Source organism: Burkholderia sp. BCC0506 (assembly GCF_902833145.1).
In the GTDB taxonomy this organism is placed as follows: Bacteria; Pseudomonadota; Gammaproteobacteria; order Burkholderiales; family Burkholderiaceae; genus Burkholderia.
Genome location: NZ_CADFEN010000001.1, coordinates 764,178 through 779,431 on the forward strand (window position 1 = coordinate 764,178; position 15,254 = coordinate 779,431).

Here is a 15,254-nt window from a genome sequence, read left to right on the forward strand (position 1 = left end):
CCGTCCCGACATGACTGACCGGCAAGCCGCGATGCAGACCACGCCTCCCCCGCTCTCCCAGGCCGTTCACAGCACGATCACGCGCAGCGCGATCTTTCTCGTGGCGACGATCAATCCCGGCGCCGATCACGCCGACACGATCCGTTCGTGGTGCGGCGACATCGCCGCGCTCGTGCGCTCGGTCGGCAAGCGCGTGCCGGGCGGCAACCTCACGTGCGTGTGCGGCTTCGGCTCCGACGCATGGGATGCGCTGTTCGGCGAACCGCGCCCCGCGTCGCTGCATCCGTTCCGCGAATTCGGCGCCGGCCAGCGCGTCGCGGTCGCGACGCCCGGCGACATCCTGCTGCACATCCGCGCCGAAGCGATGGACCTGTGCTTCGAACTCGCGACGCAATTGCTCAATGCGCTCGGCGACGCGGTCACGGTCGTCGACGAGGTGCACGGCTTCCGCAATTTCGACCAGCGCGCGATGATCGGCTTCGTCGACGGCACCGAGAACCCGGAAGGCCGCGAAGCGGTCGACTTCACGGTGATCGGCGACGAAGACGCCGAATTCGCGGGCGGCAGCTACGTGCTCGTGCAGAAGTACCTGCACGACATGGCCGGCTGGAACGCGCTCGCGGTCGAGACGCAGGAGCGCATCATCGGCCGCACCAAGCTGTCCGACATCGAGCTCGCGCCGGACGTGAAGCCATCGTGCTCGCACAGCTCGCTGACCACGCTCGACGAGGGCGGCCAGGAAGTGAAGATCCTGCGCGACAACATGCCGTTCGGGCGCCCGGGCGCCGGCGAATTCGGCACCTATTTCATCGGCTATGCGCGCTCGCCGGCGCCGATCGAGCAGATGCTCGAGAACATGTTCGTCGGCCGCCCGCCGGGCAACTACGACCGCCTGCTCGACTACAGCCGCGCGGTCACCGGCTCGCTGTTCTTCGTGCCGTCGGCCGACCTGCTCGAAGCGCTCGCCGACCGCCCGGCGCCGGCCGCCGGCGCCGCCCAACCGGAATCCACGCCGTCCGCGCCTTCCGCACCGCAGCGCGACGGCTCGCTGAACATCGGCTCGCTGAAAGGAACCCCGACCTATGAATAACCTGCATCGCGAACTCGCCCCGATCTCGTCGTCCGCGTGGGAGCAAATCGAAGAGGAGGTCGCGCGCACCTTCAAACGATCGGTGGCCGGCCGCCGCGTGGTCGACGTCGACGGCCCCGCAGGCCCCGAGCTGTCGGCCGTCGGCACCGGGCACCTGCTCGACGTCGCCGCGCCGCGCGAGCACGTGAACGCGCGGCTGCGCGAAGTGCGCACGATCGTCGAGCTGACGGTGCCGTTCGAGCTGAGCCGCGACGCGATCGACAGCGTCGAGCGCGGCGCGCGCGACGCCGACTGGCAGCCGGCGAAGGAAGCCGCGCAGCGGCTCGCGTTCGCCGAAGACGGCGCGATCTTCGACGGCTACCCGGCGGCCGGCATCGTCGGCATCCGCGAAGGCACGTCGAACCGCCGGCTCACGCTGCCGGCCGACGTCGGCGCGTACCCGGACGCGATCAGCGACGCGCTGGAAGCGCTGCGCCTCGCCGGCGTGGACGGCCCGTACTCGGTCGTGCTCGGGTCGGATGCCTACACCGCACTCAGCGAAGCGCGCGACCAGGGCTATCCGGTCCTCGGCCATATCAAGCGCATCGTCAGCGGCGAGATCATCTGGGCGCCGGCGATCAGCGGCGGCTGCGTGCTGTCCACGCGCGGCGGCGATTACGAGCTGCACCTCGGGGAAGACGTGTCGATCGGCTACACGAGCCATACCGACAAGAGCGTCCGCCTGTACCTGCGCGAAACGTTCACGTTCCTGATGCTGACGAGCGAAGCATCGGTGGCCGTGGCGCCGCAGGGCAACACGGCCGCCTGAATGCGGTGGCCGGCGCGCGATGCCCGCCCGGGCGTCGCGCGCGGCGGCCGCGCCGCTGGCCGCAGGTTCGTCGCCGATCCAACCCATCTTGCATGGAGGATTTCATGAGCGAATCGAATGACGCATTACAGGCGCTGCAGGCGTCTGTCGCTACCCTGAAGCAGACGGTCGATGCGAACGCGGGCAGCCAGGCGAGCGATACCGCCGTACTGTTTACCGTCGTGTCGCTGATGCTGGCCGAGCTGCCGCCCGACACGCGCAACCTGATCGAGGATTCGTTTTCCGTCTGGGCCAATGGTCTGCAGAATGCGGCGCTGTCGGCCGACGTCAAGCAGATCGCACGGCAACGGCTCGCGATGACACTGTCCGACTGATCGCGGTTCACCACGGTTGCGCGATGTCCGGCGCGTACCGTGCAACCGCTCCCGGCCTTCGCCAGCCTCCCGGCAAGCATCGGCCGCGCTGCGTGCGTGGCCGGGCGTACCCGCGTCGCGCCCGCGCCGCGCGTCGTATCCCGTCTTGCCCGCCGTTTTCCGGCTGCCGGCGCCCTGCGCGCCCATGTCGCACCGCGCGCCGTTCGCGCGCGGCCTCTCCCCGCCCCCGTCCACCGCGAGCCGTACGCGCCGCCCACGCCCGCGCCGCCGCGCGCTGGCCCGTCTGTACTCCTTGCCGGCCGAAGGCGCGCGCATGTGAGGGTGCAATTCACGGCCGGCCCGGCATGGAACTGTGTCTTGGATGGCCCGTGCCGATTCGCTATTTTGAACGCAGTCGAAGCGATGCCGTGGGCGCCTCGCAGCACGCGCGCTTCCCGCCCCGACCGCGACCGTACGCGCCGCCGGCGCGCGCTGCGCGAGCGGCCGGATGCGGCACGCGCGCCGCCGCGGTGCGCGCCGTGCGTGCGGTCGGGACGCGCGAGCGCCGCACCGCATCGGGACTTCACCTTCGACCCGCCTTCACCGACAGGAGCCAGACCACCATGCCCGCACTTTGCGACATCTGTCACGCCCGGCCGGCCGTCGCGCGCGCAACCGTGATGCAGGACGGCGAGCGCAAGACGATCTCGATCTGCGACTACCATTTCCGTCAGTTGATGCGGCATCAGAGCATGCTGAATCCGTTCGATTCGCTGCTGGGCGGTGGCGGCCCGTCGTCGCTGTTCGGCGGGCTCGGCGACGCATCGCCGCTCGCCGCCGAGATTCCGCGCGAATCGGTCGACCCGACCGACGCGTTCAGCGAACAGACGCTCGAACTGCTGCAGCGCGCCGCCGAGAAGGCGCACGAACTGCGCCGCGGCGAGCTCGATTCCGAGCACCTGCTGTACGCGCTCGCGGACACCGACGTGTGCGCCGCGCTGCTGAAGGAACTGAAGCTGTCGCCGCAGGACATTCAGTCGTACATCGACGCGCACGCGCACACCGGCACGGCCGACCCCGATGCGCCGCTCGACAAGCTGTCGATCTCGCCGCGCGTGAAGAAGGCCGTGCAGTACGCGTTCCAGGCGTCGCGCGATCTCGGCCACTCGTACATCGGCCCCGAGCACCTGCTGATCGGCCTCGCGTCGGTGCCGGACAGCGTCGCCGGCACGCTGCTGAAGAAATACGGCGTGACGCCCGAGGCGCTGCGCCAGAAGGTCGTGAAGGTCGTCGGCAAGGGCGCCGAGGACGGCCGCGTCAATACGCCGACCGGCACGCCGAACCTCGACAAGTTCGGCCGCGACCTGACCGCGATCGCGTGCCAGGGCAAGCTCGATCCGGTGCTCGGCCGCGCGCAGGAAATCGAGAGCACGATCGAGGTGCTCGCGCGCCGCAAGAAGAACAACCCGGTGCTGATCGGCGAGCCGGGCGTCGGCAAGACGGCGATCGTCGAGGGCCTCGCGCAGCGGATCGTCAACGGCGACGTGCCCGAAGTGCTGCGCGACAAGCGCCTCGTCGAAGTCAACATCAACTCGATGGTGGCCGGCGCGAAGTATCGCGGCGAATTCGAGGAACGCGCGAAGCAACTGATCGACGAAGTGACGGCGAAGCAGGACGAGCTGATCCTGTTCATCGACGAGCTGCACACGATCGTCGGCGCGGGCCAGGGCGGCGGCGAAGGCGGCCTCGACATCGCGAACGTGCTGAAGCCCGCGCTCGCGCGCGGCGAGCTGAGCCTGATCGGCGCGACGACGCTCAACGAATACCAGAAGACCATCGAGAAGGACGCCGCGCTCGAACGCCGCTTCCAGCCCGTGTTCGTGCCGGAGCCGAGCGTCGAGCAGACGATCGTCATCCTGCGCGGGCTGCGCGACAGCCTCGAGGCGCACCACCAGGTGACGTTCGCCGACGACGCATTCGTCGCGGCCGCCGAGTTCGCCGACCGCTACATCACGTCGCGCTTCCTGCCCGACAAGGCGATCGACCTGATCGACCAGGCCGCCGCGCGCGTGCGGATCGGCGCGACGTCGCGCCCGGTCGACATTCAGGAGGGCGAAGCGCAGATCGCGCAACTGAAGCGCGAGCAGGACTATGCGACCTCGCGCAAGCGCTTCGACGAAGCGAAGCAGTTCGAGGAGCAGATCAACGCGAAGCAGAAGGCCGTCGACGAGATGATGGAAGCGTGGCAGCGCAAGACCGGCTCGGAGACGCTCGAAGTGACCGTCGAATCGGTGGCCGAGGTCGTGTCGCGGCTGACCGGCATCCCGGTATCCGAACTCACGCAGGAAGAACGTCAGAAGCTGCTGAAGATGGAAGAGCAGTTGCGCGAGCGCGTGGTCGGCCAGAACGACGCGGTGGTCGCCGTCAGCGATGCCGTGCGGCTGTCGCGCGCGGGGCTCGGCCAGACGCACCGGCCGATCGCGACGTTCCTGTTCCTCGGGCCGACCGGCGTCGGCAAGACCGAGCTCGCGAAGGCGCTGGCCGAGACCGTGTTCGGCGACGAGCAGGCGATCATCCGCATCGACATGTCCGAATACATGGAGCGCCACGCGGTCGCGCGGCTGATCGGCGCGCCGCCCGGCTACGTCGGCTACGACGAGGGCGGCCAGCTCACCGAGCGCGTGCGGCGGCGCCCGTACAGCGTGATCCTGCTCGACGAGATCGAGAAGGCGCATCCGGACGTCTACAACGTGCTGCTGCAGGTGTTCGACGACGGGCGTCTCACCGACGGCAAGGGCCGCGTGGTCGACTTCAGCAACACGATCATCATCGCGACCAGCAACCTCGGCGCGGCGATCATCATGGACAACCTCACGCAGCCGGAAGCCGCGCGCAAGACCGACAAGGCGATCCGCGACGAACTGATGCAGGTGCTCAAGGGGCATTTCCGGCCCGAGTTCCTGAACCGGATCGACGAGGTGATCGTCTTCCATGCGCTGTCGAAGGACAACATCCGCGCGATCGTGCAGATCCAGCTCGACCGCGTGGTGCGCACGGCCGCCGCGCAGGACATCGCGCTCGTGATGGGCGACTCGCTCGTCGAGCACCTGACCGAAGTCGGTTACCAGCCGGAATTCGGCGCGCGCGAGCTGAATCGCCAGATCCGCCAGACGATCGAGACGCGGCTCGCGAAGGAGATCCTCGCCGACCGGCTGAAGTCGGGCGACAAGTGCGAGCTCGACTACGACAAGGCCAGCGACGAAGTGAAGTTCAACAAGCTCGCCGCGCCTGAAGCGAAGGATACGACGGAAGCGAAGCCCGACGCCGACGGCAAGGCCAAATCGAACGGCAAGGCCGCCAAGGCAACCGGCGACGCGAAGCCTGACGTCGCGCCCGCCGACGCCCCGCCGCCCGCGGCGAAGCCCGGCAAGAAGTCGTCCGGCGCGAAGAAGGACGCTCACTAAAAAAACGCATGCCCTGCAACCCGGGGCACGCATGACCGGCTCCGTCCGCCGGACGGAGCCGCCCCACGCCGCGACACGGCGCAACCGAGCCACCCGCATCGGGCCCGGCTATTGGAGATTCACCATGACAAATCGACGCGAAGTGCCAGGGATCAGGAAATACGATGGGCCCGCCGGCGGTTGGGGCGCGCTTCGCGCGACAGCCGAGGCGGTACGTACGCAGATGGAAACCATCGAGGCGCCGATCGTGCTGATGCGGACCAACCAGCCCGACGGCTTCGACTGCCCCGGCTGCGCGTGGCCCGACAAGGAACACAAGTCGACGTTCCAGTTCTGCGAGAACGGCGCGAAGGCCGTCACGTGGGAAGCGACGACCAAGCGCGTGACGCCCGAGTTCCTCGCGGCAAACACCGTGTCGTCGCTGCTGCGCATGTCGGACTACGAACTGGAGAACATGGGCCGGCTCACGCATCCGCTCGTCTACGACCGCGCGACCGACACGTTCCGCGCGATCGAGTGGGACGACGCGTTCGCGCGCATCGGCGAAGTGCTGCGCGCGCTGCCGCCCGAGCAGGTCGAGTTCTACACGTCGGGCCGCGCGTCGAACGAAGCCGCGTACCTGTACCAGTTGTTCGCGCGCGAGCTCGGCACCAACAACTTCCCCGACTGCTCGAACATGTGCCACGAGCCGACCAGCGTCGGCCTGCCGCAATCGATCGGCATCGGCAAGGGCACGGTGTCGCTGGAAGACTTCGACCACTGCGAGCTGATCATCTCGATCGGCCACAACCCCGGCACGAACCATCCGCGGATGATGGGCACGCTGCACGAATGCTCGCGCCGCAACGTGCCGATCATCGTGTTCAACCCGCTGCGCGAGCGCGCGCTCGAACGCTTCGCCGATCCGCAGGACATGATCGAGATGGCGTCGTTCGGTTCCACGCGGATCGCGTCGACGTACTACCAGGTCGATGCGGGCGGCGACGCGGCCGCGCTGAAAGGCATCATGAAGGCATTGCTGAAGCTCGAGGCCGAACAAGGCGGCGTGCTCGATCGCGACTTCATCGCGCAGCACACTCAAGGCTTCGACGACTTCTCGGCCGACCTCGAAGCCACGTCGTGGGACGACATCGAGCGCGCGAGCGGCCTGAGCCAGGCGCAGCTCGAACAGGTCGCGCTCGCGTACGCGAAGTCGAACGCGACGATCGTCACGTACGGAATGGGCGTCACGCAGCACAACAAGGGCACGGCCACCGTGCGCCTGATCGCCGACCTGCTGCTGATGCGCGGCAACTTCGGCAAGCCCGGCGCGGGCATCTGCCCGCTGCGCGGCCACTCGAACGTGCAGGGCAACCGCACGGTCGGCATCACCGAGAAGCCGTCGGCCGAGTTCCTGAAGAAGATCGAGGACGTGTGCGGCTTCACGCCGCCCGCGCGGCACGGACACGACGCGGTTCAGGCCATGCAGGCGATGATCGACGGCACCGCGAAGGCGCTGCTGTGCCTGGGCGGCAACTTCGCGGTCGCGCTGCCCGATCCCGAGGTGTCGTTCCCGGCGATGGCGAAGCTCGACCTGAGCGTGCATCTCGGCACGAAGCTGAACCGTTCGCACCTGCTGGTCGGCAAGGAAACCTTCATCCTGCCGGTGCTCGGCCGCACCGAGCTCGACATGCAGGCCACCGGCCGGCAGTCGATCACCGTCGAGGATTCGATGTCGATGGTTCATGCGTCGGCCGGCAAGCTCAAGCCCGCGTCGGACCGGTTGCGCTCGGAGCCCGCGATCGTCGCCGGCATCGCGCATGCGACGCTGCCGAACAGCAAGGTCGCGTGGCTCGACCTGATCGCCGACTACGACCGCATCCGCGACCTGATCGACAAGACGGTGCCCGGCTTCGAGGCGTTCAACGAGCGGATCCGCACGCCGGGCGGCTTCCGCCTGCCGCTGCCGCCCACCGAGCGCGTGTGGCCGACGCCGACCGGCAAGGCGATGTTCTCGGTCTACAAGGGCGTGAAGGAGGACGCGGACGTGCTCGGCGCCGAGCACGTGCTGCGGCTGATCACGCTGCGCAGCCACGACCAGTACAACACGACGATCTACGGGCTCGACGACCGCTATCGCGGCGTGTTCGGCCGGCGCGACGTGCTGTTCATGAACGCGGCCGATCTCGAGAAGTACGGGCTCGAGCACGGCGACCTCGTCGACATCGAGACGGTCACCGCGTCGGGCCGCACGCTGCGCCTCGAGAAGATCACCGCGATCGAGTACGACATCGCGCCGGGCTCGGTCGGCGCGTACTACCCGGAAGCGAACGTACTCGTGCCGCTCGACTACATCGACAAGGAAAGCGGCACGCCGTCGTACAAGTCGGTGCCGGTGCGCGTCGCGCGCTCGGCGGTGGTGTGATGCCGCGGGAGAGCTGGGTCGCGGCATACGCCGCGCCTTTCAGCCCGCCTGCCGCCCCGCTCTTCGGTCTCGCGGCCGCGCATCGCCATCGATGCGGCGGCAGGGTCGAGATAGGCGAGCGAAGCATCTGCCGCGCCACACGGGAACGAATCATGCGCGTTAGGTGTTGTCCGGTATCGAATGGAGGACGGCTCGATGAAACCCCTGACAATTGCAACGCGTCGAATTCTGGCGACCCTCGTGACAGGCGGCGCACTCGCCGCGACCGGCGCGGCCTTCGCGCAAGGCTACGGTGCACCGCAACCGAGGTACGAAGAGCGAGCGCCCGCCCCGGGGGCCGGTGTATCGGTCGAGATCGGCATGCACGGCGACCGCTACTGGGACGGCCATCGCTACTGGGAACGCGACGAGTGGAGGCATCATCATCCGCGCGATCGCGATCCGTGGCGCGAGCATGAGCACGAACGCGAGCACGAGCATCGTGAATAGCGACGACTCACCGCGTGGAGTGTGACGCGGGTTGAAACCCAGACTCCGATGGTAAAGCGCTCCGGTAAATAAGCGCGAACTGCATCATCATACTTTTCCAGATCAACTTGAATGCGGCCTCATCCGACAGGAGATGGCCGCACTCTTTTATGATCTTGCACGGTGGCATGATTGCCTGAGCAACTGCATCGCTGCGACCTTCGACGACGGGCATCCGACGGGAACCGCCGGCGTCGGCCGGCTACACGTTGGCCCAGGCGTCGGTGCCCTTCTGGTACTGCATCACGCCGCCATGGAGCCGCACCCGCAGGTTGCCGTCCGGCACCTGCACCCAGTCGGTGATGTCGAGACTCCGCATCAACGCGACGAAGAAATCCCGCACCTCTTGCGACGCGTTGGCCTGCCAGACGTCGATGCGCCCGAGGCACGCACGCAGGTCGCCGCTTTGCTGCATGATCGTCTCGACCTGTCCGGCGACGTCCGCCGCCGTGTCGTACACGTTCGTGCCGTCGGAACCGACGATCGACAGATGGATGCCGCGCACCAACGTCGGCTGGCCGGGCGTCTGCTCGACGAGCGCGATGCAGCTCGTCATCACACCGAAATCGATTTCCGCCGCATCTCCCCATTTGCGCTCGCCGACTCCGAGCGGCGCGGGACCTTGTACGTTCTCGATGATGTAGGGCATGGTTTCCTCACATGACTGAACAGGACTGCCGATAGCGGGCCGCAACGTGTTCAGCCAAGAACGTGCGTCGCTCCCGCCGCTCACTTTCCGCATCGGGCCCGACGGCCCGGCGGGTCGTGTCGATGGATACTGTGCCGCCGCATGCGCGGCAGGCGATCGCCCCGCGGTTCACGCGGCATGACGCGCGCGGCGTTCGTCATCCGCGCCGCGCCTTACGTGCCCTTCTTGTCCAGCAGCGCCTGATACTTCTGCAGGCTCTCGTCGATCCGGTCGAGCGCGACGCTCGCGGCCTCGCCTTCGATCGCCTCCGCGGCGCCCGCGACGACCGCCGCGGTCGCGACGAACAGGTCGGTCAACAGCAGGCCCACCGCATCCATCGCCATGCCTTTCACGTCCTCGTCGATGGTCTTCTGCGCGAGGTCCTTCATCAGCACGCTCTTGCCCGCGATCGCCAGCGACGTCGACGCCTCGAAGTAGTTGGCCGCCGCCTGCGCGACCATGCCGCCGGCCTGCGTGATCATCATGTTCGGGCCGACGGAGATCTGCGTCGTCGCGTAGGACGCCGTCTCCGCGTTGATCGCCTGCACGGTCTGCAGCGCCGACGGGGCGGAGCCGGCCGCACCCGCGATTTGGTCCGGCGCCTTCAGTGCATCGGTGAACCGGCGCAGCCGGTTGACCGGCCACGCACGCTTGCCGGCTGTCGCCGGTGCGTCCTGCGGCGCGCCCCCGGCCTGCGCCGTCGCTTCGGCTGCGGCGTCCGCGACATCGTCCGGTGCTTGCGTCGGGCCGTCTCCGCGTCCGCCCAAAAGACCTTTCATGTTCATGGTTCAGGTATCCCGATAGTCATCGCGTCCTAGTGCGTGGAGCCCGTCGTCGACCCACCCGCCGCAGGCAGCGACGCGCCGCCCGATGGCGGCTTCGGCGACGCTTCGACGGACAGGATCATGGCCACGGCCTTCGACACGACGGCGTTCGAAATCTGGTTCAGCGCCGCCTGCTGCTGCGTCATGTTCTGCGCCGAGATGCCGACGGCCTGGCTGAACATCTGGTAAAGCGTGCCCAGCGCCTGGGCCGGCGATCCCGCGACGACGTTCACGTTGGTCTGCGTCAGCGCGTCGGTAATCTGCTCATTGACTTTGTCTGCCACGAGGCCTCCTCGGATCTCGGCTTCGGCATGCGATTGAAGGAACGGGCGGGCCGGCAGGCCATCGACGCCGCGCATGCCGTTAGGAACGCTGCATGCCGGCGTTCGTGAACGCGCTCATGCGAGTTCCTCGCGCAACTTCTTGCGCAGCAGCTCGACGCGCTTTCTGGCAAGCGGCTCGTTGATTCCGAGCGTCGCGGCGATGTGGAGATAGGGCCGGTCCTCCTCGAACTTCAGCGTGAACAGCATCTGCTGCTGCGGGGACAGCATGGACAACGCCTGCTCGAGACGCTGCAGCTGCTGTCTCAGCAGCAGTTGCTGCTCGACCGACGGCGCGTGGCCGGCCAGCTCGACGGCGTGATCGTCGTCCCAGCCCGGGTCGAATTCGAGCATGCCGCTTTCGCGCAGGCGGCGGCGCGCGCCATCGAGGAACGCGTGATTCAGCGCCAGAAACAGAAAGCCCGTCAGGTTCCGTACGCGCTCGGGCGAGCGCTGCAGGTAAATGTGGACCTTGAGCGCGGTATCGGAAAGCAGCTCGTCGGCGCGATGAATATCGCCCTTGCACAACAGGCGCGCGCGACGCCGCAATTTCCCCTGCATTTCCCGCCACGCGCGATCGAGCTGCTGCGCCGGAGATTCGGGCGGCGGGGCAGCGTGCTGGTTCGAGGTCGTCATCCCGTGTCTTCCTTTTTTATGGAAAACACAGAATCGATTCGATGCCGGGAATGGCGCTGTTACCCGTGTAACACCGATATAACGATAATCGGTTTCGGTAAATATTCTTGATTATTATGAACGGAAATTTTAATTCGCCGGCATAGCCCGATCCGTCGTTTCAGGTGCGACGCCGGACCGGACTGAATAACGGCATTGCGATGAAAAAGAACGACTACCGCCGCGATGCGTCCGTGCAGCGGCATGCCGCTTCCCGTGTCGGCCGGTCGAGCGCGGTGGCCGCCAACGTGCCGCCCCGTCCGCACCGTTTGCCGATTATTTCAATACTTTCATTATTCATTTTTCACGCAATGCCGAAGGCAGCGTTTTTCGCTAGGTGGCTGCATCGTCAAACAACCTCGCGCGGAAAACATGCCTGCCCTTGCTAACGCTCAAACGCTGCGCAATATACCGATACTCACCGGTCTTCCGGAAAGCCTGCTCGCCCACATCGAGCGGCATGTCACGCCCTGGCCCGAACACGGCAATCGCCTGCTGTTCTTCAAGGGCGAGCCGGGGGATTTCGTCGCGTTCGTGCACCATGGCCGTGTCTACAAGACGCTGCACGAACCCGGCGGACGCGAAATCATTCTCGGCCATGCGATGCCGGGCGACTTCATCGGCGAAAACGCGCTGACTCGCGCGCATCGGCGCAGCTTCACCGCCCAGTTGAGCGCCGACTGCCGCATTTCGCTGCTGTATCGCCAGCACTTCGCACCGCTGCAGGCCGACGCGGAATTCATGGGGCGCATCCACGAGCAGCTGTGCCGGCACATTCAGCAGTTGAGCGACTTCGTCGAGTCGGCATGCCTGTACCGGCTCGAAGCCCGGCTCGCGCGCCATCTGCTGAACCGCATGCAAGGGAATGATCTCGAGGTGCCGCTGCCGGAGAACCAGAGCATCCTCGCCGCGATGCTCAACGTCAGCCGGCCGCGGCTGAACGGCAGCCTGCGGAAGATGCAGCGCGACGGCCTGATCCGGCTACACGAACACGGTGTGACGATTCAGAAACCGGAGCAGCTCCGGACCATCGCCGACACCAATTGACGCCCGGCAGGCGCGCGCGTCATGCGGCGCCGCCGTGCAGGCAGGTTGCGCGCCGGGTTGCGCGGCGCGCAATGAAGATCAGCCGCGCCCGTGGCCGAGGGCGTTCATCAACTGCGCGACGGCGGCCAGTTGCGAGACGAAGCTGTCGTTCGACGAGCGCGCCGCGCTGGCCAGCCCCGCCGGCGAGCCCGCGTAGAGCTGCATGATGCCGACGGTCGTGGCGGCGAGGTTCGACGCCGCCTGGTTCGCCTGCATCTGCACTGCGTTGTGAAGCAGGATCGCGGAGGCATGGCTGTTCGACTGCATGAGCGTACCCAAGGCCACGGCGGGCGCTTCGCCCACTACCTTGACGTTGGCTTGCGTGACTGCATCGGTCATCGCGGGGGAAACCTGTTCCGGCATGTCGTTGCTCCTGGTTTGCGCGCCGCTGCGGCGCGGTCATGGCGAAAGCATGAGGGGGCGGTCGGCGCCGTCGATACGCGGCAGGGTGTCCGGCGGCACGGGCGTCGACCCGGCGTCGGGCGCGCGGCGCCGGGCGACAGCCACCGCGATCGGGGCCGCCGCCCGGCGCCGACGCCGGGTTACGCGGTCAGCGCCTTGCCGAGCGCCAGCACGTCAGCCAGCACGGACAGCACGCCGTTCGAGCCGATTTCCGTCGCGGCGGCACCGGCGCTCGCCGGCCCGAGCGTGTACAGCTGCATCGTGCCGACGTTCGTCGAGGTCGGCAGCTGCACCGCGGACTGCGACTGCTGCTGCACGGCGTTCTCGAACAGCACGCTGAGCGAATGGCTCTGGGCCTGGTACAGCGAGCCCGTGGCCATCGCGGGCGCTTCGCCGACCACCTTGACGTTGGTCTGCGTGACCGCGTCGGTGATCGCGGCGTTGACCGCACAGGTCTTGCAGGGGTCCTTCGTGTCAAGCGGATCGTTGACGTCGTTTGCCATCGTATTTCTCCTGGTTCGCGAACGGGCGCCGCATCGAATCGGCTCTGCCCGCTCTGTCGTTTGCTCCGGAACACCGCGCGGCACCATGGGTCAGGCGCCGGCGGTCATGCTGCGATCCGCGGCACGGCGGCGGTATCGGCGGCGCGTGCCGCTTGCGCCGCCGCTCGACCACGGTGCTGCGACGACGCCTTACTACTTGGCCACGGCCTTCCCGATCGCGATCACGTCGGCCAGAATGGAAATGATCCCGTTCGCGCCGATTTCCGTGGCGGCCGCGCCCGCGCTTTCCGGCCCGATCGTGTAGAGCTGCATCGTCCCCACGTTCGTCGACGTTTGCGACTGGATCGCGGCCTGCGACTGCTGCTGCACCGCGTTCTCGAACAGGATGCTGAGCGAATGGCTCTGGGCCTGGTACAGCGAGCCCATCGCCATTGCCGGCGCTTCCGCGACCACCTTGACGTTGACCTGTGTGACCGCATCGGTAATTGCGGGATTGACCTGGCACACTTGACACGTATCAGCCATTTGTTGCTCCTTGGTTCACGTAGTTGAGAGGTCCGCACATCGGGGCCGGCCGGTTTCGCGTTGTTTCGCGTTCCGCCGCATGACCCGCGTGCTACTCCATGGACGCTGGGCCGCGCGTATCGTGAACGGCGGCGATGGGTTCGGACGCTACGGCTGCGCCGGCGCCGATGTTCCGCAACCGGTCCTCCATCGCGTCGAGCCTGACGGCAAGCCGTTCGGCGAGCCATTCGGCAAGCCGTTCCGCGAGCGCATCGCCGTATTGCCGGAAGCATGCTTCGATTTCCTGCCGGATCAGGCCCGTCAGCTGTTCCCCGATCATCGTCAGCGCTTCGCGGGTGCTGTCCTGGATTCCGGCTGCACCGGATGCCGGCGCGTCGCCCGCCGGCTCGTGCGCGTCGAGCACGCCCGCTACTTTCCGCTGTTCCGACGCCAGCATGCCGAGGGTCGTCTCGTTCTGCGTATCGATCGTCTGCAGGATGCCGCGCATCTTCTCGTACGCCTTTTGCTGGTTGAGCTGCAGAAAATGCTTGATCTGTTCGCGTGCCTCCTGCCGGGTCTTGAACTGCGGCAAGGGCGCGTTCGCGGCGCTCGCCGGTGCGGCCGGGCCGGCGGCGGCCGGCGGCGGGCTCCCGTGCCGGCCCGACAGCCGCTCCAGCAGCACCCGTTCTTCGCCGGGTTCGAGCGGCCGTCCGAGTCGTTTCTCCGCGAGCTGGCGCAGCAAGGGGTCGAGTGCGTCGTCGCTCATGGCGCGCACCTCCGCGTGGCTCGCCCGCGGCACGGGTACGTGCGGTTCGGGTCGGATTTCGGGTCGGTGGGACGCCGCGCCACGGCGCCGCGGCCGGCGTGCTGCAATGGATCTCGCATGGGGTTCTCCTGGAAAGGGATGTGCGGCGGCCTTGCCGGAAATTTCGGCAGGACCGCTGCAAGGACGAACCGTGCGAGGGGTATGTGAAACCGGTCGGCACCGCGCGCGGGCGGCGCCCGTTCCCGACAATTCTTGACTGTGTCCGGACCGCCGAACTGTTAGGATGCCGGTCGCCTCTACGCGGGCAGCGGGCAGCGGGCACGCCCACTGAACCGTCCCCTTTTCCAAGGCCAAGCGGCTGGTAAACTTTGCGCTCATGCCCGGGCGACCGGGCACCGCACGGCCCACCGCCCGTAAAACCCGTCATACCCCGGCCTCGCCCCGCGCGATCCGTTGCAGTAACCGTTGGAGTGGCGCGCCCCGCGCCTGCAAGCATGAAGAAACCGAAGCAGCCTTCCCGCCCCTCGCACCACAAAGACCGCACGCCGCTCGTACGCGCCGGCGCACTGCTGCTGATGGCCGGCCTGCTGTACCTGCTGTGGCCGTCCGCCGAAACCGCCTACCTCGCGATGGAGTCGGTGATCCGCTGAAGCACGCTGCCAACCACGCACTACGCTATACTTGCGCGATGGAAACCCGACCTGCCTCGCCGAACGTGCATCGCTGGTGGCGCGCCTGACCCAGGCGGCCCGTTTCCTTTTGCATGTCCCAAACGTGATGCCGCCAGCCATGGCGGCATTTGCGTTTCTGCGCTGACGTCATGGCTGGCAGCTTCGACA

16 protein-coding genes are annotated in these 15,254 nt (G+C 67.4%); 8 read left to right on the top strand and 8 right to left on the bottom strand.

The features are described 5' to 3' along the window. The first annotated feature begins 10 nt into the window (after positions 1-10). From HWX62_RS03300 to HWX62_RS03325, 6 genes are all read left to right on the top strand, one after another. Positions 11-1,090, top strand: coding sequence for a Dyp-type peroxidase (locus HWX62_RS03300; RefSeq protein WP_175929873.1), 1,080 nt, complete (start codon positions 11-13; stop codon positions 1,088-1,090). Beyond that, positions 1,083-1,898: a family 1 encapsulin nanocompartment shell protein gene (locus HWX62_RS03305; RefSeq protein WP_175929872.1), complete on the top strand. Its 816-nt coding sequence runs from the start codon at positions 1,083-1,085 to the stop codon at positions 1,896-1,898. Before HWX62_RS03300 ends, HWX62_RS03305 begins: the two co-directional genes overlap by 8 nt. A gap of 104 nt (positions 1,899-2,002) precedes the next feature. Further along, a complete protein-coding gene (locus HWX62_RS03310) occupies positions 2,003-2,272 on the top strand; it encodes a hypothetical protein (RefSeq protein WP_175929871.1) in 270 nt (89 codons plus the stop codon). Between the two features lie 602 nt (positions 2,273-2,874). Beyond that, positions 2,875-5,715, top strand: coding sequence for an AAA family ATPase (locus HWX62_RS03315; protein WP_175929870.1), 2,841 nt, complete (start codon positions 2,875-2,877; stop codon positions 5,713-5,715). 124 nt (positions 5,716-5,839) lie between these two features. Continuing rightward, positions 5,840-8,119 carry an FdhF/YdeP family oxidoreductase gene (locus HWX62_RS03320; protein WP_175929869.1) on the top strand — a complete coding sequence of 760 codons (2,280 nt, stop codon included), beginning with the start codon at positions 5,840-5,842 and terminating at the stop codon, positions 8,117-8,119. Between the two features lie 195 nt (positions 8,120-8,314). Continuing rightward, the gene (locus tag HWX62_RS03325; RefSeq protein ID WP_175929868.1) at positions 8,315-8,608 is read left to right on the top strand and encodes a hypothetical protein; all 294 of its coding nucleotides are present in this window, start codon (positions 8,315-8,317) and stop codon (positions 8,606-8,608) included. A gap of 241 nt (positions 8,609-8,849) precedes the next feature. Here the strand turns inward: HWX62_RS03325 and HWX62_RS03330 are convergent, their stop codons facing one another. The 4 genes from HWX62_RS03330 to HWX62_RS03345 form a co-directional block, all read right to left on the bottom strand. Next, positions 8,850-9,296 (bottom strand): hypothetical protein, encoded by a 447-nt coding sequence (locus tag HWX62_RS03330; RefSeq protein WP_175929867.1) that lies wholly within the window; start codon positions 9,294-9,296, stop codon positions 8,850-8,852. 212 nt (positions 9,297-9,508) lie between these two features. Continuing rightward, a complete protein-coding gene (locus HWX62_RS03335; protein ID WP_244135938.1) occupies positions 9,509-10,114 on the bottom strand; it encodes a hypothetical protein in 606 nt (201 codons plus the stop codon). A gap of 35 nt (positions 10,115-10,149) precedes the next feature. Beyond that, the gene (locus HWX62_RS03340; protein WP_175929865.1) at positions 10,150-10,443 is read right to left on the bottom strand and encodes a RebB family R body protein; all 294 of its coding nucleotides are present in this window, start codon (positions 10,441-10,443) and stop codon (positions 10,150-10,152) included. A gap of 114 nt (positions 10,444-10,557) precedes the next feature. After that, positions 10,558-11,115 (bottom strand): sigma-70 family RNA polymerase sigma factor, encoded by a 558-nt coding sequence (locus HWX62_RS03345; RefSeq protein ID WP_175929864.1) that lies wholly within the window; start codon positions 11,113-11,115, stop codon positions 10,558-10,560. 243 nt (positions 11,116-11,358) lie between these two features. Between HWX62_RS03345 and HWX62_RS03350 the strand changes: the two genes are divergently transcribed. Beyond that, complete coding sequence (locus HWX62_RS03350; protein WP_244135939.1) at positions 11,359-12,201, top strand: Crp/Fnr family transcriptional regulator; 843 nt, start codon at positions 11,359-11,361, stop codon at positions 12,199-12,201. Between the two features lie 78 nt (positions 12,202-12,279). On the opposite strand, the gene HWX62_RS03355 is transcribed toward HWX62_RS03350, so the two are convergent. From HWX62_RS03355 to HWX62_RS03370, 4 genes are all read right to left on the bottom strand, one after another. Continuing rightward, positions 12,280-12,603 carry a RebB family R body protein gene (locus tag HWX62_RS03355; protein WP_175929863.1) on the bottom strand — a complete coding sequence of 108 codons (324 nt, stop codon included), beginning with the start codon at positions 12,601-12,603 and terminating at the stop codon, positions 12,280-12,282. Between the two features lie 179 nt (positions 12,604-12,782). Next, entirely contained in the window at positions 12,783-13,145 is a 363-nt protein-coding gene (locus HWX62_RS03360) for a RebB family R body protein (RefSeq protein ID WP_175929862.1), read from the bottom strand. A gap of 192 nt (positions 13,146-13,337) precedes the next feature. Continuing rightward, complete coding sequence (locus HWX62_RS03365; protein ID WP_174432906.1) at positions 13,338-13,670, bottom strand: RebB family R body protein; 333 nt, start codon at positions 13,668-13,670, stop codon at positions 13,338-13,340. 91 nt (positions 13,671-13,761) lie between these two features. Further along, the gene (locus HWX62_RS03370; RefSeq protein ID WP_175929861.1) at positions 13,762-14,415 is read right to left on the bottom strand and encodes a hypothetical protein; all 654 of its coding nucleotides are present in this window, start codon (positions 14,413-14,415) and stop codon (positions 13,762-13,764) included. Between the two features lie 494 nt (positions 14,416-14,909). Here HWX62_RS03370 and HWX62_RS03375 point away from each other — a divergent pair, with 494 nt between their 5' ends. Further along, positions 14,910-15,065 carry a hypothetical protein gene (locus tag HWX62_RS03375; RefSeq protein ID WP_175929860.1) on the top strand — a complete coding sequence of 52 codons (156 nt, stop codon included), beginning with the start codon at positions 14,910-14,912 and terminating at the stop codon, positions 15,063-15,065. Positions 15,066-15,254: the final 189 nt, after the last annotated feature.

What these genes read in the sequence shown, in the direction of transcription:
- HWX62_RS03335 (WP_244135938.1), bottom strand. Translation starts at nt 10,114, where the DNA reads ATGAAAGGTCTTTTGGGCGGACGCGGAGACGGCCCGACGCAAGCACCG.
- HWX62_RS03345 (WP_175929864.1), bottom strand. Translation starts at nt 11,115, where the DNA reads ATGACGACCTCGAACCAGCACGCTGCCCCGCCGCCCGAATCTCCGGCG.
- HWX62_RS03375 (WP_175929860.1), top strand. Translation starts at nt 14,910, where the DNA reads ATGAAGAAACCGAAGCAGCCTTCCCGCCCCTCGCACCACAAAGACCGC.
- HWX62_RS03330 (WP_175929867.1), bottom strand. Translation starts at nt 9,296, where the DNA reads ATGCCCTACATCATCGAGAACGTACAAGGTCCCGCGCCGCTCGGAGTC.
- HWX62_RS03325 (WP_175929868.1), top strand. Translation starts at nt 8,315, where the DNA reads ATGAAACCCCTGACAATTGCAACGCGTCGAATTCTGGCGACCCTCGTG.
- HWX62_RS03350 (WP_244135939.1), top strand. Translation starts at nt 11,359, where the DNA reads ATGCCGCTTCCCGTGTCGGCCGGTCGAGCGCGGTGGCCGCCAACGTGC.
- HWX62_RS03355 (WP_175929863.1), bottom strand. Translation starts at nt 12,603, where the DNA reads ATGCCGGAACAGGTTTCCCCCGCGATGACCGATGCAGTCACGCAAGCC.
- HWX62_RS03310 (WP_175929871.1), top strand. Translation starts at nt 2,003, where the DNA reads ATGAGCGAATCGAATGACGCATTACAGGCGCTGCAGGCGTCTGTCGCT.
- HWX62_RS03370 (WP_175929861.1), bottom strand. Translation starts at nt 14,415, where the DNA reads ATGAGCGACGACGCACTCGACCCCTTGCTGCGCCAGCTCGCGGAGAAA.
- HWX62_RS03305 (WP_175929872.1), top strand. Translation starts at nt 1,083, where the DNA reads ATGAATAACCTGCATCGCGAACTCGCCCCGATCTCGTCGTCCGCGTGG.
- HWX62_RS03365 (WP_174432906.1), bottom strand. Translation starts at nt 13,670, where the DNA reads ATGGCTGATACGTGTCAAGTGTGCCAGGTCAATCCCGCAATTACCGAT.
- HWX62_RS03315 (WP_175929870.1), top strand. Translation starts at nt 2,875, where the DNA reads ATGCCCGCACTTTGCGACATCTGTCACGCCCGGCCGGCCGTCGCGCGC.
- HWX62_RS03300 (WP_175929873.1), top strand. Translation starts at nt 11, where the DNA reads ATGACTGACCGGCAAGCCGCGATGCAGACCACGCCTCCCCCGCTCTCC.
- HWX62_RS03320 (WP_175929869.1), top strand. Translation starts at nt 5,840, where the DNA reads ATGACAAATCGACGCGAAGTGCCAGGGATCAGGAAATACGATGGGCCC.
- HWX62_RS03360 (WP_175929862.1), bottom strand. Translation starts at nt 13,145, where the DNA reads ATGGCAAACGACGTCAACGATCCGCTTGACACGAAGGACCCCTGCAAG.